General features: G+C 46.6%; 23 protein-coding genes. 11 read left to right on the top strand and 12 right to left on the bottom strand.

Going from position 1 to position 23,319, the window contains the following annotated elements:
- Positions 1–49: 49 nt before the first annotated feature.
- From E4N69_RS07300 to E4N69_RS07285, 4 genes are all read right to left on the bottom strand, one after another.
- On the bottom strand, positions 50–1,162 hold the full coding sequence (locus E4N69_RS07300) for a 4-hydroxybutyrate dehydrogenase (RefSeq protein WP_253823414.1): 1,113 nt from the start codon (positions 1,160–1,162) through the stop codon (positions 50–52).
- The gene (locus tag E4N69_RS07295) at positions 1,159–1,497 is read right to left on the bottom strand and encodes a ferrous iron transport protein A (RefSeq protein ID WP_253823413.1); all 339 of its coding nucleotides are present in this window, start codon (positions 1,495–1,497) and stop codon (positions 1,159–1,161) included. The genes E4N69_RS07300 and E4N69_RS07295 overlap by 4 nt, the downstream gene beginning before the upstream one ends.
- A gap of 37 nt (positions 1,498–1,534) precedes the next feature.
- Positions 1,535–3,010 carry a hypothetical protein gene (locus tag E4N69_RS07290; protein ID WP_253823412.1) on the bottom strand — a complete coding sequence of 492 codons (1,476 nt, stop codon included), beginning with the start codon at positions 3,008–3,010 and terminating at the stop codon, positions 1,535–1,537.
- Between the two features lie 210 nt (positions 3,011–3,220).
- A complete protein-coding gene (locus E4N69_RS07285; protein ID WP_006188709.1) occupies positions 3,221–4,672 on the bottom strand; it encodes a 4-hydroxyphenylacetate 3-hydroxylase family protein in 1,452 nt (483 codons plus the stop codon).
- 956 nt (positions 4,673–5,628) lie between these two features.
- On the opposite strand from E4N69_RS07285, the gene E4N69_RS07280 reads away from it, so the two are divergent.
- The 9 genes from E4N69_RS07280 to E4N69_RS07240 all read left to right on the top strand — a co-directional run bounded on the left by E4N69_RS07280 (position 5,629) and on the right by E4N69_RS07240 (position 14,515).
- Complete coding sequence (locus E4N69_RS07280) at positions 5,629–7,020, top strand: hypothetical protein (RefSeq protein WP_253713912.1); 1,392 nt, start codon at positions 5,629–5,631, stop codon at positions 7,018–7,020.
- Between the two features lie 209 nt (positions 7,021–7,229).
- A complete protein-coding gene (locus tag E4N69_RS07275; protein ID WP_016517772.1) occupies positions 7,230–7,514 on the top strand; it encodes a NifU family protein in 285 nt (94 codons plus the stop codon).
- Positions 7,504–8,238 carry a 3-hydroxyacyl-ACP dehydratase FabZ family protein gene (locus E4N69_RS07270; RefSeq protein WP_253823411.1) on the top strand — a complete coding sequence of 245 codons (735 nt, stop codon included), beginning with the start codon at positions 7,504–7,506 and terminating at the stop codon, positions 8,236–8,238. Before E4N69_RS07275 ends, E4N69_RS07270 begins: the two co-directional genes overlap by 11 nt.
- Before the next feature lie 130 nt (positions 8,239–8,368).
- A complete protein-coding gene (locus tag E4N69_RS07265) occupies positions 8,369–9,667 on the top strand; it encodes an acetyl-CoA hydrolase/transferase family protein (RefSeq protein ID WP_162663687.1) in 1,299 nt (432 codons plus the stop codon).
- A gap of 265 nt (positions 9,668–9,932) precedes the next feature.
- A complete protein-coding gene (locus E4N69_RS07260; RefSeq protein ID WP_253823410.1) occupies positions 9,933–11,234 on the top strand; it encodes a hypothetical protein in 1,302 nt (433 codons plus the stop codon).
- A gap of 44 nt (positions 11,235–11,278) precedes the next feature.
- The gene (locus tag E4N69_RS07255) at positions 11,279–11,515 is read left to right on the top strand and encodes an acyl carrier protein (RefSeq protein WP_006188701.1); all 237 of its coding nucleotides are present in this window, start codon (positions 11,279–11,281) and stop codon (positions 11,513–11,515) included.
- Positions 11,516–12,184: an MBL fold metallo-hydrolase gene (locus E4N69_RS07250; RefSeq protein ID WP_253823409.1), complete on the top strand. Its 669-nt coding sequence runs from the start codon at positions 11,516–11,518 to the stop codon at positions 12,182–12,184.
- Positions 12,171–13,244 (top strand): LuxE/PaaK family acyltransferase, encoded by a 1,074-nt coding sequence (locus E4N69_RS07245; protein WP_253823408.1) that lies wholly within the window; start codon positions 12,171–12,173, stop codon positions 13,242–13,244. The genes E4N69_RS07250 and E4N69_RS07245 overlap by 14 nt, the downstream gene beginning before the upstream one ends.
- 5 nt (positions 13,245–13,249) lie before the next feature.
- Positions 13,250–14,515, top strand: a complete 1,266-nt coding sequence (locus E4N69_RS07240) for an acyl-CoA reductase (RefSeq protein WP_253823407.1) — start codon at positions 13,250–13,252, stop codon at positions 14,513–14,515.
- Here E4N69_RS07240 and E4N69_RS07235 read toward each other — a convergent pair.
- The 8 genes from E4N69_RS07235 to E4N69_RS07200 all read right to left on the bottom strand — a co-directional run bounded on the left by E4N69_RS07235 (position 14,495) and on the right by E4N69_RS07200 (position 21,726).
- Entirely contained in the window at positions 14,495–15,061 is a 567-nt protein-coding gene (locus E4N69_RS07235) for a cyclic nucleotide-binding domain-containing protein (protein WP_253713905.1), read from the bottom strand. The two genes, E4N69_RS07240 and E4N69_RS07235, sit on opposite strands and share 21 nt — an antisense overlap.
- A gap of 55 nt (positions 15,062–15,116) precedes the next feature.
- Positions 15,117–15,437, bottom strand: a complete 321-nt coding sequence (locus E4N69_RS07230; RefSeq protein ID WP_040859193.1) for a hypothetical protein — start codon at positions 15,435–15,437, stop codon at positions 15,117–15,119.
- A gap of 150 nt (positions 15,438–15,587) precedes the next feature.
- Complete coding sequence (locus tag E4N69_RS07225) at positions 15,588–16,781, bottom strand: HD domain-containing protein (protein WP_253713904.1); 1,194 nt, start codon at positions 16,779–16,781, stop codon at positions 15,588–15,590.
- Between the two features lie 66 nt (positions 16,782–16,847).
- Positions 16,848–17,648, bottom strand: coding sequence for a hypothetical protein (locus E4N69_RS07220; RefSeq protein WP_253823406.1), 801 nt, complete (start codon positions 17,646–17,648; stop codon positions 16,848–16,850).
- 6 nt (positions 17,649–17,654) lie between these two features.
- A complete protein-coding gene (recN, locus tag E4N69_RS07215; RefSeq protein ID WP_253823405.1) occupies positions 17,655–19,346 on the bottom strand; it encodes a DNA repair protein RecN in 1,692 nt (563 codons plus the stop codon).
- Positions 19,347–19,367: 21 nt separating this feature from the next.
- Complete coding sequence (locus E4N69_RS07210; RefSeq protein ID WP_162663678.1) at positions 19,368–20,219, bottom strand: NAD(+)/NADH kinase; 852 nt, start codon at positions 20,217–20,219, stop codon at positions 19,368–19,370.
- A gap of 9 nt (positions 20,220–20,228) precedes the next feature.
- Positions 20,229–21,251, bottom strand: coding sequence for a DegT/DnrJ/EryC1/StrS family aminotransferase (locus E4N69_RS07205; RefSeq protein ID WP_253713902.1), 1,023 nt, complete (start codon positions 21,249–21,251; stop codon positions 20,229–20,231).
- A 1-nt stretch (position 21,252) separates the two neighbouring features.
- Positions 21,253–21,726, bottom strand: coding sequence for a chemotaxis protein CheW (locus tag E4N69_RS07200; RefSeq protein ID WP_044016249.1), 474 nt, complete (start codon positions 21,724–21,726; stop codon positions 21,253–21,255).
- Positions 21,727–21,865: 139 nt separating this feature from the next.
- Here E4N69_RS07200 and E4N69_RS07195 point away from each other — a divergent pair, with 139 nt between their 5' ends.
- Positions 21,866–22,765 carry a patatin-like phospholipase family protein gene (locus tag E4N69_RS07195; RefSeq protein ID WP_253823404.1) on the top strand — a complete coding sequence of 300 codons (900 nt, stop codon included), beginning with the start codon at positions 21,866–21,868 and terminating at the stop codon, positions 22,763–22,765.
- Positions 22,762–23,142 carry a NusG domain II-containing protein gene (locus E4N69_RS07190; RefSeq protein WP_162663676.1) on the top strand — a complete coding sequence of 127 codons (381 nt, stop codon included), beginning with the start codon at positions 22,762–22,764 and terminating at the stop codon, positions 23,140–23,142. Before E4N69_RS07195 ends, E4N69_RS07190 begins: the two co-directional genes overlap by 4 nt.
- Positions 23,143–23,319: the final 177 nt, after the last annotated feature.

Genomic DNA, 23,319 nt, shown 5'->3' with positions numbered 1-23,319 from the left:
GGATATTCGAAAAGTAACCAACTTTTCGGATATCCCCGTTCCCCGTACTTTAAAATAATTCGGTATAGATTTTAATCAGCCGGTCTCTGTCAAGGAACACAAAGTTATTTGCCATAAGGCGCTGCTGATTTGCAATGACGCTGTCGGCAAATTCGGCAATCTGCTCTTTTTTCATACCGTATTCGTGCAGCGGTTTCTTTTTGAGCAGACAGTTGAGCAGCTTTTCCAACGCATCGTAGACATGTGCCGTATCACATCCGAGAATATCGGCCATAAATCGGTTCAGTTTTGCAATCTCGCCGTCTTTTTTAATTTCAAGATAATTTTTCAAGACGCCGGTAAACATCGCGTAGTTCGATTCACCGTGAGCGACATGGAAGGTTGCACCGATCGGATAGCTCATCGCGTGAACCGCCGCGCATCCTGCAATGCTAAATGCGATACCTGCATAGTTAGATGCAAGCAGGAAATCACTTAACAGCGGAAGCCGTGCATCGGGGCCGCTTTTCTCGATTTCTTTATAGCCTTTTAAAATCATCTCGATAGCTTTGTATCCGAACAGCTTTGTGCTTTCCGTTGCTTTGGGTGAAAGCGATGATTCAACGGAATGCACCAATGCATCGATAGAGCTTGTTGCAAAAAATTTAAAGGGCAAGTCTTTCAGCAGTTCGGGAATCAGCACCGCATAGTCGCCATACATTGCATCGTGCGCAAGGCCTTTTTTTGTTCCGCGGGCATTCAGCGAGAGTACGGCGATATTGGTTACCTCCGATCCGGTACCGCAGGTAGTCGGTACGATAATCAGTTCTTTGCCCTTTACGATTTCCTGCTTTCCGTCGTATAAGTCCAACACCGGCGAGGTGTGCTTTAAGGAGAAAAACTTCGAAATGTCGATGACGGTTCCGCCGCCGATTGCGATAATACGCTTATAGCTGCCGTGTACATCTTTGTACATAGCTTCAACCATATCGTCGGAAGGTTCTCCCGCACCGTATTTTTCTTGAAAAAGCGTCGCGCAAGGCAGGTTCAATGCGCCGAAAAACGGTTTGTAGATATACTCGTTTGTGATAACAAGATCGTCTTTTCCGAGTTTGAACGCTTCCGCAAATTCTTTCGCCGTTTCAAACTTATGAATTTCAGGTTTTACCGCAAGCTGTTTCATGGTCTTTCATCTCCTTTTTGTTGTACGTTTTCATTAATTTTGTTTGCCCTATCCCAGAGGTCTCCTGCACGGCCGTAAGAGCAGCAGCTGAACAAAACAGGGTCTCCGTTTCGTTTAAACTGTTCTCCAACGCCGATACAGGCAGCCTCTTCAATGGATAGTTCTATTTCTCGTTTAACGGTTTTAATCCGGCATACGGTTTCGGTATGTTCGATCACTTCTACATCCGCGCCGGCTGCAATACCCATGTTTTCCATCCGTCTTTTAAGATCGCGCGAGCCGTTTATTTTTTTGACGGTATAAACGGCGCAGGGCGCTTCTTGTAATGTCATCATATCATACCGATCCTTTTAAACGATTTTGTTGCCGGAGTTATGCGGCACTCTGAGCGTCGGATTTTTTTGCAAAGAGCTCGGTGCCTTCGATAACAGCCCACAGGATAATGCCGATAAGTAGTGCCCATCCGGGGGTATAGAAGCAGAGCGCCGAAGCAATAACGCAGGCGATACCTCTTTCATTACGGTTGGTACACATTGTCATTCCGACGTTACCGCAGGCAAAAGCCTGAACGCCCATCGTAATGCCGAAGAATATAGCGAAAGCCGGACGGATAAGCGTAACGAGCGGAAGAATTAAAACGGCAATAACGGTTGCGGCACGGAACGTACAGACGCCATCCCAGTAGCTATGCAGCGTTTTGTATCCTCTCTTGTAGCGTTCCGTAATGGTCAGCAGACCCGATGCCCAAAGTGGGCCGCACATGGGAACCCACGGTGCAAAGAGCGACATGATGCCGTTACGCAGGAAGGATACGAGATTTGACCGTCCCGCATCGAAAATAACGGTTTCATCATCGCGGGTAGCGGTTGCCTCGGTGACAATTTCTTTTGCAAGAACAAAGTCGGAGAACGCAATAATATAGACGGTAAGTGCCATCGGCAATGCCGCCAAGAAGAATTTTGTAGCCGGCATCCCTAGGCCGAAAATGGTGAAGTGTTCAAGCACAAAACCGAAAGACAGTGGCGTAAAGCCCCATTGAATATTCGGCACGGCTATTTCTCTGATAAGGAACGGCGCCAACACGATGGCAAATACTTGTGCCGGAACAACGCCTTGGTTGCGGAGCGTATCTAATGTCTTGTTCTTTGAGGCAGCCTTCGCAAAGGTCGAGTTAAACAAGAAGAAGTAGGACATCAATACCGCTATGACAACGGTAATCGGTGCTTTGGGCATACGGGATTGGAATACGTTGATACCAGCCGTAACACCGGCGCCCAATACGATACCCGCCTTAATGGAGCGTGGTACCGCATCGACCAGTTTACGTCCGATACCGGTCACGCCCATCACTAAGAAGAAAAGTGCGACAACCATTTGCAGGGCGATCATTGCATAGACGCGGTCAACATTTCCTGTTGCGTAGTTAGGCAGTTCCCATTGTGCCAAATACTTTAATGTAAGCGGAAGCGCCGGGGTAATCCATCCGGGAACGACGGGGTCTCCAAGTAATGACGGCAGATAATAACAGATAGCGTTCAGTACGCCGAATGTCAGCGACATTAAAAAGACGCTGTTTTCCGTCATTCCCAGTGCCGCGATGTTTTCCGGATTGTCGAACCCGAAAGTTGTCATTGTGGTAGCGGTTCCTGCTCCGAGACAAGCGACGCCGAGAAAGAATGCAGCGAGCATTTCCGTCCATGACCATTCGTGATGGATCAGCGGAATGCGTAAATTGAATGGGCCGAGCGGAATGTACGGCTGCACGCCGCCGAATTCTCTCTTCTTTAAAGGAAATTTCCCTTCGTTGAAGTGCTCCGGCATCTTTGCAGTTGCGAGTTGGTCACTCATGTGAGCCTCCTTTGTTTGTTTTTGCAGCCCCTAAAAGCTGATTGTGCTTTTTGCAGCTGCGTTGTTGTATGTTGTTATGTATGGGAAACAATTTTATAAAGCATTTTTAAAAAAAGGCAGGGTTATTGGCCCTGCCTTTGTTCGTAAGTTTCGCCTCTATAGCTGCGGTATGTCATCATTAGCAACCGCAGTTAAAGTTCTTAGGCGGCACTATTCCTTAATCTTCGCGATATCCTTTGCAAGCTTTTTCTTCATTGCAAGGTTACCTTGGCGAGAAATCATGATGCGCTGTGCCTGCGGAGAACCGGCGCCGTGCATAGACTCTGTGCGGTAACCGACTGCGGCGCTGCCGAGGGTCAGGTTTTCGATCAAGCGGAGAATGCGTAAGCGGTTCTCGGTAGAAACGGAAGCGACACCCTGCAAGTATTTAACGACGTACGGTCCGAGCTTGGGATCGCGCAGATCGGATTCTGCCGGAGCGGTAACCATCAAGCCGCCTGCGATATCTTCTGCAAGGCGTGCGATTTCATACGGGAAGCGTGTAACGTTCTGCTTACAGACGTTGGCAAGCAGCAGGTCGATAAGGTAGTTACCGGATTTGGTCTTGGTACCTTCGGCCGAACATGCGATACCGCAACAGTACAGCGTTTCGTTCAGGTGGGTCATTTCAATCAGCTTGTCTTTAACGTGAGAAGCTTTCTGTGCACCGTTGTAGTCTGCCGCAACTGCCGCCGCACCGATAAGAACGTCACCGACGCCGACCTTGCATCCGCCGTAAGACTGGCGGTGATATCCTGCAAAGCGTTCAACCAGCATACCGGCAAATTCAAATTCTCCGTTCAGGAAGATGTGATCGTTCGGAATAAATACGTTATCGAAGATAACCAAAGCTTCGGTTCCGCCGTAGGTGGAGTTACCGACATCGATTTCGGAACCTTCCAGCTTTCTGGTGTCGCAGCTTTGGCGTCCGACAATCATGAAGATACCTTTCGCATCGGTCGGACAGGCAAAGGCTACTGCATAGTCTTTGTCGTCTTCGCCCATTGCGATAGTCGGCATAACGATAACTTCGTGTGAATTGATAAAACCGGTTTGGTGCGCTTTTGCACCACGAACCACGATACCGTCGGCTCTCCGTTCCACGACATGGAGATATAAGTCTGGATCGGTCTGAGCATGAGGAGCCAAAGAGCGGTCTCCTTTCGGGTCGGTCATTGCGCCGTCTACGGTCAGGTCTTCATCCTGAACATGCTGAATAAACTTTTTGAAGTTTTCATGATAGTGAGTTCCATATTTTTCATCGAGCTCATACGTTGTGCTGTAAACGGCGTTAAACGCATCCATACCGACACAGCGCTGGAAGCAAGCTGCGGTTTTTTGTCCGCAAAGCCGCTGCATCTTTACCTTTTTAATCAGATCCTCAGGACTCTGGTGAATATGTGTGAAGCGGTTGATCTTCTTTCCGGTTAAAGAAGATTTAACGGTCATTAAATCTTCATATTCCGGCATCTGAGCCAGATCATAAGTAGCCTTCACCGAGTTCAGGGACGGCCGAAGAATCGGATTGTCAACAACATTGTCAACTTTTTTTCCGAACATGTAAACTTGCAGATTCAGTTTACGCATACTCTCAACATACTGTTCGCCTGTCATAAGTGCCATGTGCATACTCCTTACTTTGTTTATTTGTCTATACAAGGTAGACGTCTTATTAATCATAAAGCAATTTTTGTGCCAACATATGTATATCGAATGTGTTATACCCTTTTTTTAATTATTCTCCCTGATGTATTTGCCGGTCTACTAGGCAAAATTTCTCTCAGGAAAGAAGGATTAATGTTTTTGCTGTCATCTTATTTTTTTTCGTTTATGTGGAGTGTTTATTACCTGACGTTTTGCGTCTGCGTTCTGCATTGGGGATGATGATCGGTACATTTATGAGCCAACCGAACAAGCTGGTTTATAAATGAACCAAAATATTGAGCGAAGTATAATTTGTAAAGTTAGATATAGCTTACATTTAGACTATTTGTACTGTTGCTGGTGAACCCCACGGAAATGCTAAAAAGCCGCTTTTTTTTTAATACCATAATTTCTTTAATACCATAATTATCGATGTCAGCAAATGTACATCCGTGTACATTTGCTGACGGCGAGTTTTTGCACAGCAAAAACATCGCTCTTGTTTTATTCGTGCGGAGGGTTTAATATCCCGACGCTTGCGTCGGGGTTGTTGATTTCCCGTCCATCCGTGGACGTTCTGATACGTTGAGGATCTTCAGAAGTAATATTTTGCTTTCACAAATATTGCTACTGCATGGGAACACTGCTTTTGAAAATAACCTGTTGAACAACGTACATCCGTGTACGTTGTTCAACGACGAGTTTTTCTAGCGAAAAACTCGCTACTGCATAAACCCACCGCCGTCCGTGGCGGTTCTGATACGTTGAGGATTAATTTGTGCGCAGCAACGAAGTAGATGCGTCATCTATTTGCAAAAGGAGAGATTGGCATAGATATTGCTTATATAATAACTATATAGGCCGCAGTAGTGTTGAATGACCAGTGCGGTAAATGATAAAGTCTTGATTTAAGAAAGGCTTTAAGGGGGATTTTTATGACAGATGCGCAAATGCAGTTTAAAAGCCGCTATCGTGAGTACGGCGGTGAGCAAGCGTATTGGCCGGCGGGACCGTTTAAGATTCGGTTACCTTTCATTCACTATGCGTGGTCTTTTCCGGAGATGTTTCAGGCGCTCTTTATGTGCGCGACCTGTTTGGGAGCTATTCCGGTATTAACCGAAGTCTTGGGTGTCAGCTATGAAGTAGCGTTATCGATGGTTATCATCAACGGCTTCTTCTATACGCTGCATGTATTACTCGGCGATCCGGTCGTTCCGGGATGGGTTACACCCGCAATCCCGCTGATTACGGCTTTTTTAACTAACGGCTATGTAATGGGACCGGAGCGGACTCAAGCCTTGATTGCCGTGCAGATGTGTCTCGGACTTATCTTTTTGGTATTCGGCATCACCGGTTTGGGCGGTAAGATGGTTAAAGTCGTGCCGAATTCCGTAAAAGCCGGTGTTTTGATGGGTGGTGGTATTGCGGCTGTTTTAGGTGAATTTAAGGCTACCGGCCGTTTTGATAAATATCCCATTTCCATCACTATCGGAATTATCGTGGCGTATTTTTGTTTATTCAGCCCGATTTGGGCGGATATGCGTAGGAAGAATAAACTCATCGATTCAATCGGTAAATTCGGTATGCTGCCTGCAATTTTAATTGGTGTCGTAGTGGGCCCGCTCGCCGGCGAATTTGCCATTCCCCATGTACAATGGTGGCCGCTTATTAAAGTGCCCGATTTTGCGGATATTTGGAATCAGCTTTCTCCATTCGCAATCGGATGGCCGAGTATGAAAGTTTGGGCTGCTGCCATTCCCGTAGCGATTGTTACGTATATCATCGCATTCGGCGACTTTGTTACTTCGGAAGCACTCATCAGAGAAGCCGATGAAGTTCGGCAGGATGAAAAGATCGACTTTAACGCAAACCGGTCGAACCTCGTTAGCGGTATTCGTAATGTGGCAATGTCAATGACCTGTCCGTATACGCAAATGTGCGGCCCGCTGTGGGCAGCTGTGACCGCAGCAGTTTCTCAGCGTTATAAGGAAAGTCCGAAAGCGATGGAATCAATTTATAGCGGTTTCGGTACGTTCCGTCTTTCGACATTCGTAGCCGTTGCGCTGCTGCCTATTTCTTCTCTGTTGCAGCCGTCTTTGCCGCTTGCGCTTTCGTTAACGCTGATCGTACAAGGTTACATTTGTACGCAGCTTGCGATGAATATGTGCAAAACCAATATTGAACGCGGTATTTGCGGTGTTATGGGCGCTGTTTTGGCAATGCGCGGCGCCGCATGGGGGCTCGTCGTCGGTCTTGTTCTTTTTGCACTGCTCTATGATTCGAACAAAAAAGAAGCTGCAAAGCAGGCCGAAAAGGCGGAAAACTAATTATCGTCCTCAACGTACAACGTAGAACGTTGCTGGGAAACGGCGAGCATTAAGCTCTCCGTATGGATGAATAGTACGAGGCTGTCTTGAGAATAACTGATTTTTGGGACAGCCTCTATGCAGCCGATTAAGTTCCATTCCAAGGTAAATCGAACGAAATAATCGGCTATTATATAGAAAAAATTTTATTGGTAAAAGGAGATGCCTGCATGTACGAGGAACTGGAAAAGACATTGGATACTTATGTGCGACCGCTGTTGAGAGCTCACGGCGGCGATATGCAGGTAGTGGATTTTACGGACGGTGTAGTTAAGTTCAAATTGCACGGGCATTGTGCGGGCTGTCCCGCTGCCGATTTTACCACCGAGAATCTTATTCAAACGGAGCTGATGGAACACATGCCGGAAGTAAAACAAGCCGTTTTAATAAATGAAGTGAGTCAGAGTTTGTTGGATGAGGCTCGATCCATTTTAAAACAACGCCATGGCGGATAAGATTTCGATCGGCGTACGCTATTGCGGCGGATGTAATAACCGATACGACAGGGTTGCCGTTATTCGCCGCCTCGAAACGCTGGTGCCGGAGGTTGAGTTCGTAACGGCGCAGGCGGGAACTCCCTATCTGGCCGCGCTTATCGTTGCGGGCTGCCCAACCGATTGTGCAAAACGCGACGATATTTCCGTGCCGACAGGCCGCTTGTTTAAAATCGGCGGCTGGGAAGACCTTTTACCGGCGCGGGATTTTATTAAAGAAGTTTGTGCGGAAGCGTGTGCGAAACAAGAGGAGCGTTCGTTAACCCATGAGCAAGTGTTGGAAATACTGCCGCAGCGGCCGCCGATGCTGTTTATCGACACGGTCTCTACGCTTGTTCCCGGTAAGGAAGTTAAGGCGTCCTTTTCCGTTACGCCTGAATTGAGTTTGTTAAAAGGACACTTTCCCGATAATCCGATATTTCCGGGGGTGTGTGCCGTTGAAGCGATTGCTCAGGCGGCGGACATTTTGCTGTTAACGCTCGATCGGTATGTCGGTAAAACCCCGCTCTTTATGGGAATTAAAAAAGCGAACTTCCGCAAGAAAATTCTTTTAGGCGATACGCTCGAAATCTACAGTACGCTTTTGGAAGAGCGGGTGGAATTAGGCTGGGTGAGCTGCCGCGGCCAAATCTTTTCGGACGGTGATTTAGCCGCCGATGCCGAAGTAACCCTTGCCATGCGGTAAGGGAACGGATGTTTTTAAAGAAAGACTCGGGAATCGCAGTTTCCGAGCACTCTTAACGGGTTTTGAAATACGTTTGTGCAGCGCACGAACGTATTTCAAAACATAAAAAATGTATGGAAAGGAGTATCGTATGTCTGATTGGAAGAAGTATTATCAGGAGCATTTGACAACTGCTGCAGAGGCTGTCAAGCACATTAAGTCGGGGAACCGCGTTGTGATTGGCCATGCCTGCGGAGAGCCTGCTCACTTGGTGAATGCGATGGTGGATAACGCCGCGGCATATAAAAATGTCGAAATCGTCCACATGGTTGCAATGGGCGGCGGTAAGTATTGCCAGCCGGAATATGCCGAAAACTTTCGGCACAATGCGCTGTTTGTCGGTGGAAGCACACGCGAGGCAGTTGCTGCAGGACGTGCGGATTATACACCGTGTTTCTTTTTTGAAATTCCCCGGCTGTTCAGAACAACCTTACCGGTCGATGTGGCAATGGTAACCGTCAGCCCGCCCGATGAGAACGGTATGTGCTCACTCGGCGTATCCGTCGATTACACACAGGAAGCGGTAAAACAGGCAAAAACCGTTATCGCGCAGGTCAATAAGGAAATGCCGTGGACAGGCCCGAACAGTCTCGTTTCGGTACAAGACCTCGACTTTATTGTCGAACACAATGAACCGTTGATTGAATTGCCGCCGCCTAAGATCGGTGATATAGAAAGAGCAATCGGAGAGCATTGCGCCTCGCTTATTCCCGACGGAGCAACCCTCCAGCTCGGTATCGGCGCTATTCCCGACGCCGTCCTGTTGTTCCTTAAAGGTAAAAAAGATTTGGGTATCCACTCCGAAATGTTCTCGGACGGCGTAGTCGAACTTGCAGAAGCGGGTGTTATTACCAACAAGAAAAAGACGCTGCATCCCGGAAAGTTTATCGTCAACTTCTTGATGGGTACCAAAAGGCTGTATGATTTTGTCAATCATAATCCCGATGTCGATATGCGTCCGGTTGACTATGTGAATAACCCGTTCATCGTTGCACAGAATGATTGTCTGATTTCGATTAACTCCTGCGTACAGGTAGATTTGATGGGACAGGTCGCTTCCGAAACCATCGGACTTAAGCAGTTCTCCGGCGTCGGCGGACAGGTTGACTTTGTGCGCGGCGCATCCGCAAGCAAGGGCGGTGTTTCGATTATGGCAATGCCGGCAACGGTAAAGGGCAAGATTTCGAAGATCGTTCCGCTGTTGGATGAAGGCGCTGCCGTTACTACAAGCCGCAATGATGTGGACTATGTCGTTACCGAATACGGCATTGCCGCGCTGAAAGGCTTGACATTAAAGCAGCGTGCGCATAATCTGATTGCAATTGCACATCCCGATTTCCGCGAAGAATTAAAAGCTGAATTCGAAAAGCGCTTTAACTGCAAATACTAGGCATGATGCGATAACTGCGCTGCCAAACAGACCGATGAGTTCACGCATCGCACAGATAGCGCGATGCGTGAATATCGCATTTCAAAGTAACCTGTTCCGAAACGGAAGTTTTCGAACAGGTTTACTAGGACAGCCTGCTTTTTGGAGAGTAAAGGCTATCCGCTTTTTACCCTCGGTATCGGCTTTGCTGATGGAGCATCTTCTAAAGATCTAACCAAGTTTTTGAAAGATGCCCAATAATAATATATACAAATGGTATTGGAGAATGCAATCAGGGAGAAGATATATCTTGTTTCTTAAAGAGATAAAAGTATTCGAATGGGGAAAAATATTTTTTCCTATGCTTATATCCCTCAGCTTTTCTCGTATTTTGACTCAAACCGATTTGTATTTTTTACGTAATTTCCCGAATACAATCGTTTTTCTTTCTTTTTTCTCACAAATTTCTATTTTCGATTTTATTATTGCTCTATCAGTAATTCCAACGTGCTTAGTTACTGTTTCGCATTACCGTTCCGGCGCTATTCAAAATAGTTTAATCCCGTTTTCTTGTTATTGCGGCATAATTATTGGATGTATTTCTGCTATCGTTTCAATGGTTTTATTTTTTACACTCCAAATGAATAAAAAATTAAATATGCCATTTCAAGAGTTTTTTTTCGTATTGATTATAATTACCGTTACTATTCCATTCCGTTGGCTGCAATTAAGTACGACATCATTACTACATTTTAAAAAAAAAGGATATATCGTTTTAATTATTTCGTTTATCAGTATTTTTATCAATTATATTCTTGATTACTGGTTTTTAAACATCTTTGGATACATCGGCTGTTTTTTTGCTACGTTATTAGTAACGATAGTAACAAGTGTCGGCTATATAATTAGCTTGCGGGTAAATTTACTCCATAGAAATCGGCGTATTCAAATGGCTTTAGTTAATAAATCAAAAAATAATATCTATAAGGAATTTTCAAGAATTGTACTATTAAAAGTAGGGATGGCAATTGTATACGGAATGGTATTAGCTCATTCCGATTCTGCTTACACTATGCCTGTTATTCTTCAATTTAGTATTATATTTGAATTTAATAACCTTATTTCCGTAATACCTATCAGCACCTATAGAACTGCTGTCATTTTAGGAAATACCTCGCTTAAAGAAAAGCTTTATTCTATTCTATTAAATTCAATCTTTATTTTATTTATTTATGTTATAATACGTATTTTCCTAACGAATATAGTGAATATTTATGGATTATCTGATAATAGTCGGATATTTCAATTTTATTTAAAAACTATTATTTTTTTACTATTGACGGATTCTCTCGTATCTTTTTTACGCGCAGAAATGCAATTAAGAAATAAATTTATTAATACTGTTTTTGTCGAAACAGGTATTGTCTATATTTTTTTCATACCGTTTATTATTTTTTCTCTGCGTTTATCTTATTATAATATGATCGTTATTGCTTTTATCTTAACTAATTTATGTACAATTATCGGATATCTTATAGCTTATAAAATAACCGACATATCTCGTATAAATCGTTTAATTATGAAATAGTTTATACGAAGCAAAATACACACGGACTTATAGAGGAGATGAAAATGACAAATCTTGAAAAATATGACCGCATTTTTTTACAGAATTTTCCGGTTAAAAAAGAGGATTTACCCGGATTAAAGTACCGCGGTTTGAAAGAATGGGATTCGGTTGGGCACATGGACTTGGTAGGCCTTATCGAAGAAACGTTCGGAATTAATTTAAGTACGCTGGATGTTTTGGAATTTTCAACTTACGAGAAAGGCAAAACGATCCTTGCGAAATACGGTGTAGAGATTTAAGTGTCTGCCGTAGCGATTTCGGTGTGGACGGAGCCTCTGGCCGAAAGCAACTGCTATATTATATACGAACATAAAGAAAGACACGGGAACGAGGTCGCTCCCTGCGTGGTGATTGATCCGAACGACCCTACGGGGCCGCTTTCGGTGCTGGAGCAAAAAGGCTTACGGCCTGAATGGATACTTTTAACGCATGAGCACTGCGATCATACGGCGGGATTGGATCCGATGAGGGAGCGTTTTCCCGATGCACAGGTAATGGCGAGCGAGCAGTGTAATGTCGGGATGCAGAATGCGCGGCTCAATATGTCGCGGATGATGGAGGTGTATCTCACCTTTTTCGGCAAGTCGGGCGTGTCCTATGCCCCGTTTGTGTGCCGCCCTGCGGATAAAACATATAGCGAGGCCTGTACGCTGGACTGGCGCGGGCATACGTTCCGCTTTGTGCCGTTGCCCGGGCATACCGCAGGCAGCGTCGGTATTTTTCTTGATGACGATATCTTTTTTTCGGGTGATTATTTGTTGCCGGGCAGGGAGGTGATTTTGCGGCTTCCCGGCGGCAGCGAAAAAGACTATCACGAAATCACGGAACCCTTCTTAGCAACATTACCGGTCGGTATTCATATTTACCCCGGGCACGGCAAGGATTATCATTATCATGACCATAGATAAATTTATACAGCTGAAACCGTATTCATTGACGCATCAAGAAAAAGCGGCGGCATACACCGAGCTGCTGACGAAACGGACGGCCTTTCACCGCAACCATTGCGAGCCGTACGGCCGATTGTTAAAAGCCTTAGGTATTCCGGAGAATGCTGCTTTTTCGGCGGAGACGGCGCCGATGCTGCCAGTGTCGGTTTTTAAGGAGTTTTCGCTTAAGAGTGTTCCCGAAGAGGCGGTGTTTAAAACGCTCACCTCATCAGGAACGACCGGCCAGCGTGTTTCGCAGATTTATTTGGATGCGGAAACGGCGGCGAATCAGCAACAGGTGCTGTACCGGATTATTGCCGATTTTGCCGGTGGAAACAGGATTCCCTATTTAGTGTTCGATACGAAAAAAACGCTGCGGGACAGGAAGATGTTTTCGGCACGAGGAGCCGGTATTTTGGGCTTCTCTTTGCTGGCCTCCCGTACCTGTTACGCGCTTGACGAAAATATGGAGCTTGATATTCCGGCTGTTCAACACTTTCTTGCCGAACATGCGAATGAGCCGGTGCTCGCCTTCGGTTTTACCTTTATCATCTATAAACACGTAATCCGTGTTCTTGAAGAAAAAAAGATACGCCTCGATATTCCGAATGGGATACTGATACACGGCGGCGGCTGGAAGAACCTCATTAACGAGGCTGTTTCTCCGGAAGAGTTTAAAGCGCGAATAACCGCTGCGACCGGCATTGCGCGTATCAGCAACTATTACGGTATGGCGGAACAGACCGGTTGTATTTATATGGAATGCCCTGAGGGGCATTTGCACGCAAGCATTTGGTCTGACGTGCTTTTTAGGCGAGCAAAGGATTTCAGCGTGTGCGGTGTCGGGGAGCAGGGAATTGTGCAGGTGCTCTCGCCGCTGCCCGGATCGTACCCGGGGCATTCGCTGTTGACTGAGGATACCGGTGTGCTGTTAGGAGAGGATGACTGTCCCTGCGGGCGGCTCGGTAAGTATTTTTCCATTACCGGACGTATCCCGCGCGCGGAAATAAGGGGATGCAGCGACACGTATGAAGGATGATGCCCATGCAAACGAAAACCGATGAAGTTATCATATCGCCGCAAAGCGCCGTAGTAAGCAGGCAAATTACTGATCCAAACAGTGATAAAAAAGCCGCCGTAACGTTGTTGGCAGGTGTTTTGCAGCCGGAAAGGGAACCGTATCCCGTGTTTTCACCGGAGGCAATGGAGTTCCTTGCAGCGGTGTCGGCTGAAATCGGCGCATCGGAACTGCATTCCGTATCGGAGATTGCTGCATTCGGCTTCTGGTGCCGTAGGGCGCATCTTGAAGCCTTGGCTAAGCGCCATGATTCGCCTTTTCCGCGGCTCGGGCGGGGGCTTGCGTTCCATATTGCGCCTTCAAACGTGCCGACGATGTTTGCCTATTCATATACAATCGGACTGCTCGCAGGGAACGCAAACATCGTACGGCTGTCGGAGCGGGGCGGCGAAATCAGCACATTGCTCTGCGCCTGCATCGGCCGGGTGCTGGATCGCCCGGAGTTTGAACCAATAAAACGGCGGACATCGTTTATCAGCTATGGCAGGGATGACGCGATAACCGCTGCCTATACGGCCGATTGCGATGCACGGGTAGTGTGGGGCGGGGACGAAACGATACGCCGCATGCGTGCGCTTCCGCTTCCGCCCCATGCGGTTGAACTGGTATTCCCCGACCGATGGTCGTTTGCGCTGTTCAGTCAAGCGGTGTTTTCCCAAGCGGATGAAGAAACACTCGCCGCATGGGCACACCGGTTTTACAACGATACGTATTTGATGGATCAAAATGCCTGTTCCGCCCCGCACCTTGTTGTGTGGGAAAACGATGGAGGTGATTCTACAGTGCGTCTCCGCTGGTGGGAAAAGGTTGCGGCGGAAGCTCAATCGGCGTACCGATTCGGCGCCTATCAGGCGGCGCGGAAATACGAGCAGCTGTGTCTTGCGGCGATGACCTTGCCGGAGAAAATCTCCGTCAAACAGTATGCGGGTAACCTTTTATATGTTGCGACTTTGGCGAGACTGCCTGCCAATGCGGTGGAAACACTGCGCGGAACATTCGGCTTTTTCTTTGAAACCGAAATTCGCGCTAAGGAAGAATTACTGCCGCTGCTCTCGTTCAAGGTGCAAACGCTTTGTGCGGAAGGCTACCGGCGGGAAGGACTTGCTCGGTTTTTTGCGCAGCGCCGTGCGTCAGGTATCGACCGAATTGCCGCGTTAGGGCAGGCGATGGAAATGGATACAATATGGGACGGTAAAGATTTAATCGCGGAATTATCGCGCCTCATCGTCTAAGCCGGAGCTTCCGTCTTTTCCAGTCTCTTGGAACATATCAACCATCGCGGTTAAATATTCCTGTGCAAATTCCATACTGCGTTCGTCGGCGAGCTCTTCGCTTGCACTGCGCAGCTTTTGCAACAGGCTGAAGACGATATAGGTCATCATCACCAAACCCGCCTTGGGATAGGCGTTAATATATTTTTTGAACTGACTGCGAGAAAGGATCAACACAATCGTGTCTTCGGCAGCGCGGACCGTTGCGGTACTGAGTTCATCCTCCAGAAGTGCCGACTCGCCGACCGATGCATGATCTTTCAATGTTGCGACATGTACCTGTTTATTCCATTTTCCTTGTTTTATCACATCAAGGGATCCGCTCATCAAGATATAAAAATTGGCATTTATCGTGCCTTCCGCAATCAGTACCTCTCCTTCGTCAAATGCGCAAAGCTGAGAAAACTGAGCGAGCGCTCCGAGCTCTTCTTCGGCAATGCAAGATAAAAACGACACAGCCGAAAGTTCATTCCGCAACAGCGGTAACGGGATTTCTACAATATTCATCTTCTCTACTCCATAGGGTAATTGCATCAGACACTTTTGAAAATATACGGCGCATCTACTGCGTCGCACTGTCAAAAGCGTACTTCCGTGTACGCTTTTGACGGCGAGTTTCGGTCAGAGCCGAAACATCGCTTCTGTTTAAGCTAGCGGCATCCGTGCCGCTTCTGAAAATCATCAACGTATCAGAGCGGACAGGATGTCCGTGGTTCCGCGCAGCAGCGATGTTTTTGCATTGCAAAAACTCGCCATCAACAAATGTATACGGATGTACATTTGTTGATGAGGTATCTACACCATCTATTTTCAAAAGGCTTACACTGCAGAACCGCCACGGATGGCGGTGGTTCCATGCAGCAGCGATGTTTTGTGCACGCACGAAACTCGCCTTCAACTGTTGTACATGGATGTACAACAGTTGAAGATGGTTCAAATGGTCTCACAGCCTATTTATTCTGCGATATGTATTTATTTATCTGATGTAATTACCCTTCTCATTTAAAATAAACACCTCTTATGTACACGCTTTTTAGCGGTATGATGCAAAAAAGCTTTCTAGGGAAAAGCCGTTGATGACGGTGTTTTTGCCGTAGTGGTGCAGGATGTTTGCCCTGCCTTCTTCCAGCTGTTCGGAGCGGATGCCGAAGTTGATGGAACTGTCGGCTTCTACAAAGGCTGCGATGTGGTCTGCCGCACGGATCAGTTTACCGTCAATCCCGCAGAACTCAGGCGCCGCGTATGTTGTATTTAGCTCTTCGCTTGTTATGCAGCGGGTTTCTCCGTCCAGTTTAATCCGGTTTTCAAATTCATCTTGAATAAAGTATAGTACCTCTTCGCGGTAAAAGTCGTCCATCAACGGGAGCAATTCCTTCGCGACGATTTCATCTTCAATATGCTTAACCACTTCGGGTAGCCGATCGGTTGCCTGCTTTACCGGAGAAATAATATCGCGGGTAACCGCTTCCGGTAAGTCGTGGAACAGCGCTGCAAAAAAGTTCATCGCAAGCCGGTGCGGCGCCAGCTCGAGCGTGCGGCTCATTAAGAAAACCAGCGCGGCAACAAAGTACGAATGCCCGAGTACTGTCGTTGCCGGTACCCGCGGCGTTTGGTTCCAGCGGGTTTGGAACCGTAGCTTTTCGATCTCCGTAATAAAATAATACGGTTGCTGTCGTGTCACCAAAAGCTGCAAACCTGTTAAGTCCATAAAATCGGCGATGTCTGCCTCCAAGCATTTGTCGATTTCAGTCAGCCGGAAAGGTTCGTTCACCATGCGGATCATATCGAGTTCTCGTATGGCCGAATATTTATGTGCAGCGCGCAGCACTCGAAAACTTATATCCGTAGGGTCAGCCGGGTCAAAAAGATAGGATGCAAACTCATCAAGAAAAAGCGGATCGGTGATAATTGTCTTGTATTTATCAAGTACCCAGCGATTCAGTTTTTTATATTCTTCGGGATATTCCGAGCGGATAATGCGCTGCACCGGAGATTTCATATCGCAGAGTGCGATGCGGCGCAGCAGTTCAAAGAACGAATGGTTAATGATGGTAAGCCAATTGACCGTTCTTCCGTTCTTTTCTTCATATTTACCGATGATAAAACTGAGGAACATTTTTTCCGCCGTCTTGTCCATTTCGACAATATCGAAGGGGCGGACTAAATCATTCCACCGCTGAATGGAAAATGCTTCAAAGAGTTTGAATACTATTTCTTTCGTGAACATTGTTATTCCTCTTTCGCCTGCGTTATAGGGAGCCTCCGAAAATCCGGCAAATTTTTTCAAGATACTCTATGCTTTTTTCCGCTTCTGTAAATCTTTTTCCATCTTATCTGACCATATTCCAATTTGCCGTTTTACTTCTTCCGCTGCGCTTCGTTCGTTCAGCAAGATATGTATACGCCGTGCAGCTTCCAAATACTGAATGGCAAGCCTGAAATCTTCTATACTGGAAGTCGCTGTTTCGTAGCGTGCACGGTATTGATCGGCTGCTTGCAGTAATAGTTTTTTTACCAGTTTAAGGTGGAACATCGTACTTTCGTAGTCGGGAGAACGGGGATCAAAGCCTGTTTCTGCAGTATCCTTTAAATCGAGGATATTTTTAGCAACTGTTGCGTATCGTCCTTGGAGTTCTACAAACGACCACTTCCATTTGGTATTATCGCTGTATGCTCGAATGACGAGATCTATCACCAAGCCTAATTTTCTGATTAAATAAAACCGCTGTTTTTGGGGTACGTGTTCAATCTTGCGTACTTTTTCTTCATAGTCGGAAAAAGGAGCGTCGATAAAGTTTGAAACAATTTCTTCAAGATTGATAATGACCTTATATATGGCCTTTCGCGCTTCGTTGAGCAGCGTTTCATTTTTTTTACCTAAAAAAGAAACTGCTATTTGATATTGTGCTAAATAGAGCGTTACCATATATATCAACTCGTCGACAAGCATGATTTTTTTATACATACTGCCTTCAGGGTCTCTTGCGGTAAGCTCGGTCATCGCTTTTTCCTGTTTGAGTATTTGATTAATTTCCTCTTGATAGTAACGGAGTTGTTCTTCGTATATATTGGTACCTTGCTGTGGACTATCCATATCGTGTTATCCTATGCTTCCTTGCCTTGATAATAGCTCTTTTGCATGAATACGTGAAGCGGCACTCACCTCATCGCCTGCGAGCATCCGTGCAATTTCTTCAATACGGGCTTCTCCGTCTATTTGCTGCGCCGATGTGCGGCTTGTATGTTCGGATTGTATTTTCAGTATCTTAATATGAGTATCGGCAGCGGCGGCAATAACCGCAAGGTGTGTAATGCATAATATCTGTTTATTGTCGGACAATCTTTTCAGATGTTCTGCAACGGTGCGGGCGACCTCCCCGCCGATACCGGTATCTATTTCGTCAAATACCAGGGTATCCGCTTCATCGGCTGCGGTGAGGACGGTTTTCAGTGCCAGCATGACACGCGAGAGTTCACCACCCGACGCTATTTTGTTGAGCGGTTTGACCGGCTCTCCCGGATTGGTGCTAATTAAAAATTCTACCGAATCGAACCCGTAGAGACCGGCAGTCTGCTTATTTCCATTCGGTTCGGCTGCCGTAACCTGCACGGTAAATATTACCTTGGGCATACCGAGGCGGGTGAGGGTAGTTTGAATGTTCTGTTGAAGATCCGCTGCGGCAGCTTTCCGCTTTTGAGAAAGGGCGGTACCGGCTGCAAACAGTTTTGCTTCAAGCGCGGGGACTTCCTTCTCCAGAGCGGTTTTATCCTGCTCGCTTTCGCCGAGAGAGTCCAGCTCCGTGTGTGCGGATTCCCGATAGGCGAGGATATCCTTGATGGTTGCACCGTATTTTTTTTTGAGCTTATTGATAAGGGAAAGCCGCTCTTGCACCTGTTCCAACCGGTCGGGATCAAATACGAGTTTTGAAAGATACGAGCTGAAAAATTCGCCGATATCCTGCATTTCGTAGTAGGCGTTTTCTATCCGCTCGGCATATTCGTGAACGGCGGGATCGATAGCGGCAACGCTGTCGGAGATATGCTGTAGTTTTTTAAGCTGCGGTACAATGCCTTGTTCCTGTGTGCACAGGTTTTGCAGCGTCTCGACTTGTTCATACAGTTTTTCATACTGGCAGAGCTTTGTTTCTTCCGCCTCAAGCGCCTCGTCCTCGTCCGGTTGTAACCGTGCATTGTCGATTTCATCGATGACGAATGCAAGATAGTCTGCCCGTTCGGTACGCTCTTTTTCGGAACGGCCGATCGTTTCCAGCTTTGCTTTTATTTCGGCGAGGCGGGTATAAAGAAGGCTAAATGCCCGTACCTCATCAAGGATGCCTGCGTAGGAATCCAAAAACCGACGGTGTTCCGCTGTTTTAAAAAGAGATTGATGGTCATGCTGACCGTGGATATCAACTAAAAAGGAGGTGAATTCTTCAAGTTCGGCACGGGATACTTGCGTGTCTTGAATCCAAATACCGCCGCGGCCGTTTTCTTTCAGTGTGCGTCGCAACAATATCCGATTGTTTTCCGGTTCTATGCCGCGCTCGTCAAGCCATGCGGCGGCTTCGGGATGGGTATTCGCAAGGTAGAATGTACCGGACACCGCCGCTTCGGCAGCGCCCGTGCGGATAATATCCGCGGTAACCTTCCCGCCGAGTAAAAAGCTGAGCGCTCCGATCAAAATTGATTTTCCGGCTCCTGTTTCTCCCGACAGCACATTCAAATGAGCGTTAAAATCGAGAGAAAGCTCGTCGATAAGCGCAATATTTTTTACCGAAATGGTTTCGAGCATATCAACCTCCGCGCCGCAGTGTTATTCCTGCAACGGACTTCCCGACCACGCTAATTTTGACCGGAGCGCCGTGTAAAACGCTTCCGGCGAACACCCGATAAGTTTTAATCGGTGGCGCGACATCTTAATTTCAATTTTGTCGCCTTCGCAGAGCGGAAACAACTCCTGTCCGTCTATAGATACAATAACATCTTTTTGACGATTATGCAAAACCTCAATACGCATCGTACCGGAAGCAGGTAGCACGACCGGCCGGTTTGACAGGGAAAATGCCGAGATGGGGGTAAGAACAAAGGCCGCAACCGTCGGATCCATAATCGGGCCGCCGGAGGCTGCCGAATATGCGGTAGAACCGGTCGGGCTCGACACGATAACGCCGTCCGCCCGATATACGCCGAAAGAGATACCGTTAAAGGAAAGTGCGAGGTTTATCAGCTTTGCAATACCGCCGCCTGAAACAACCACATCGTTGAGCGCATCGAAGGAGCCGACGCATTCGCCGTTACGATACACGGCGGTAGAAAGCATCAGCCGCTCGTGGTGTTCCGCATTCCCTGCGAGGTATTCTCCGAGCGCTTGCTTCCAATGTGCCGGTTCAACGCCCGCAATAAAGCCGAATTCACCGAGGTTAATGGGAAATACCGGTATTTTTTTCGGTGCACAGTACCGCGCTGCAAACAGCACCGTACCGTCCCCCCCAAGGCTGACGGCAAAATCATACCGCTTCCGTATCGGTTTTGCCGGTGGTAAGCCGTCATATTCATAGATATCCGCTTGAATCCGGTTTTCTTGCAAAAAGCAAAGAAGCTCCTTGGACATCTCCGCTACGTGCGGCTTATAGGTTGTTAGGATGATAATGGCATTCTTTTGCATACGTGTCCGTTACGGCAGTGTTCCCAATACCTTTGCAATCTTCGCTGCATTATTGAGGCCGAGCCGGGGATAGAGCGGAAAGAGTACCGTCCGAAGCAGAAGTGACGCCGCATTGATACATGTATTTTCTTCTTTTAAAAAGTCCGCAATAGAATTAGTAAAGGCGAGCTCTATCTCAATATCTTTGCGGTTAACGTATTGTTTTACATCCTTAAAGCCGCTTTCAAGTATCACCGGAAAGGAATAAACGGGATTTTTTACCGCTTCGGAAAATACGAGCGGCTTATGCCTTGTCTGCAAAAGCGCACGGAGATACAGCTCCCGCATTTCATCGCGAAGCTGGAGATTTTTTTCCATATTTTTAAGCTGCACAAAGGCAAGCGATGCATTAATGTCAGGCAAAAAATCGGTTATCGGAATAGTTTCTGCCATATTTTTTAGTACGGAGGCATTGCGCCGCTCTGTAGCAATCAAGATACCGCCGCCGCCGCCCGTTAAAATGTCGCGTTCTTCGAGTCCCAGTATCGCAAACGAACCGAAGGTTCCTGCCCGTTTTTCTCCGTACAGGGCTCCGGCGCTTTGGGAAATATCTTCGATAATCGGAATTGAAAGAGCTGTAAACGCTTCCATATCGGGGACGTTGCCGAGCGTTTCGTGTAGTACCAGCACTCTACCGCCTTGCTTAATCCCTTCTTCAACCGCCTCGAGCGTAACCAAGCCGGTCAACGGATCGACATCCAAGACAATCGGTGTAAATCCGTTTCGTACTACTTCGATATATTGCCACGAAGGGGCGAGTGCTGACAATAAAATGCCCGCCTTTTCAGGAAGGTCGAACATCTTCAGCGTATAAACCAAGGCCATCGCTGGACTGCGCAAAGCAAGAGCACCTTCCGCCCCATAGAGTTCGCGTACCAACTTAATGAGTTTTTGATTCATCTCGCCCGGGCCGATTTTTTCTTCAACCATGCAAGTGAGTACGGCATCCATTTCCGAGCGGCGGATGGTAGAGCTATAAACAGGTATCGGCATGCTAGAAAGTGGTAAGTTTTTGTAATTCTTTCGGATTAAACAATCTGCGGATATCCAATAGGATAAGATAGCCGGAGTCTTGGCGGATAACCCCATTGATATATTCGGTGCCGATACCGGTAATCATCTGGGGCGGCGGCTGAACATCTTCTTGCCGTACCATAACGACACGTGCGATGCGGTCAATCACAATACCGATTTTATATTTTCCGATTTTAAGGATGATAAATCCTCCCAAATATTCATCGTCACCGTCCAAATCCGCCTTCTTAAGATGGAACCGTTTATGCAAACTGATAATCGGTATAATTTCATTTCTCAAATGGAAAAAACCTTCGACGTAATACGGTGCATTCGGAATCTGTCGGACTTCTTGAACCTTTACTATCTCTTTTACATCCATTATATCGACACCGTAAAGCTCTTCACCGAGCTGAAAGGTAACCAATTGAAACTGCGCGTCAGTAATCGCCATATCTATCCTCCGCTAAAATTGATAACGCCGAACGTATTGCAAAGATACTATAATTTATAACTTTCTTCAAGCAGGGTATCATCATAGGACAATCGCACTATAGGCGTATATCGCATTTTTTTGTATACTACCAGTTACTATGAAATGGGCACTCGTGTTATCCGGAGGCGGAGCTGCAGGCCTCGCTTATATCGGTTTTTTTAAAGCACTTGAAGAATTAAACTTTCCTAAGCCTGACTGCATCGTCGGCTGCTCGATGGGATCGATTATCGGCGGTTTATATGCAAGCGGAAAATCGGTTCGGGATATGGAAGCTGTTTTCGAGCAACCCTTCGATGTTAACCGCTATGTAGGCGGCAGGCACATTCCGCTTTTTAAACACGCGCTTAATCAGATTATTCAGTACGGTACATTGATTACCCGTATGCTTTCCGGCACGGGGGCGGATTCGGGTGAAAAAGCCCATAAATTCTTTCTGGAACTTTCCGGTTGCAAATCTTTTAAAGACTGCAGCATCCCTTTTTTTTGCAATGCCTTGGATCTGTGCAGCGGTAAAGAGGTCATTTTACAGTCAGGTCTTTTAGCAGATGCGATGCGAGCGAGCGCTTCTTATCCGGGGCTTTTTATTCCCGTTAAGCAGCAAAAACAAATGCTGATCGACGCTTGTGTGATGGATAATACCCCCGTATGGGTTGCCCGCAACCAGGGCTATAAAAATATCCTTGCTCTCACCTTCGGTGCACTTGAACCGGTTACCGCTTCCGAATTGGATACCTCGATTGCAGTATTGACGAGAACGCTTGCCTGTACTACCGCTCATATTGCATTGCAACCGAATGAATACCCCACGGCGTTTATCAATTTGACAAGTGCTCGTTCTTCCCATGATTTTTCCAATCCCAAAAAACAGATCGAGTTCGGATATCGGAAAACAATGGATAACAAGGATTTGCTGCAAACTTTTTTTGCAAAAGGTATTAACGGTAAAATACAACGAGCACTTCTAACTCGAAAAACAAGAAAAGAGTATAGCGTATGATTCCTATTTTTCGCCGTTTGCGTGTTTTTGATTATCTTATTTTTGCTTCTATTATTACCGTTTCCCTGTGGGCGGGCTTTTTCCTCTATACCGGAAAGAATCACATACAGCGGCTGGTGATTGAAACGCCAAGCGGTAAATGGATATACCCGCTTACCGAACCGCGCACGGTAGTTGTACCCGGTGCAATCGGCAATACTACCATCCGGATAGAACATAATACCGCCTTTATCTCCGATTCGCCGTGTCCCAATAAAACCTGTGTGAATGCTGCGGCACTCAAAAAAGCAGGGGATTGGAATGCCTGTATGCCTAACAGGGTTTTTTTGCATATTGAAGGCGATACTTCCGAAGATATGATTCTGCCGCAGAACTAAAAATCGGTATTATTCCAAAAATCTAAAAAAATATGCTTTAATCTGCTTGATTCATTCACAGAAATCCTATATAGTTACCGTGTAAGTTAAAAAGATATCCGTGGAACGGTCTTTTTCAGTAGCTGGTGGCTTAAATTATAATAAAGCCATTCGACATCTCTATTACAAATACGTTTT

The sequence above is a fragment of the Treponema sp. OMZ 906 genome (assembly GCF_024181185.1).
In the GTDB taxonomy this organism is placed as follows: domain Bacteria; phylum Spirochaetota; class Spirochaetia; order Treponematales; family Treponemataceae; genus Treponema.
Note: the sequence above shows the minus strand (reverse complement) of the source record. Positions and strands in the feature narration are given on the sequence as shown.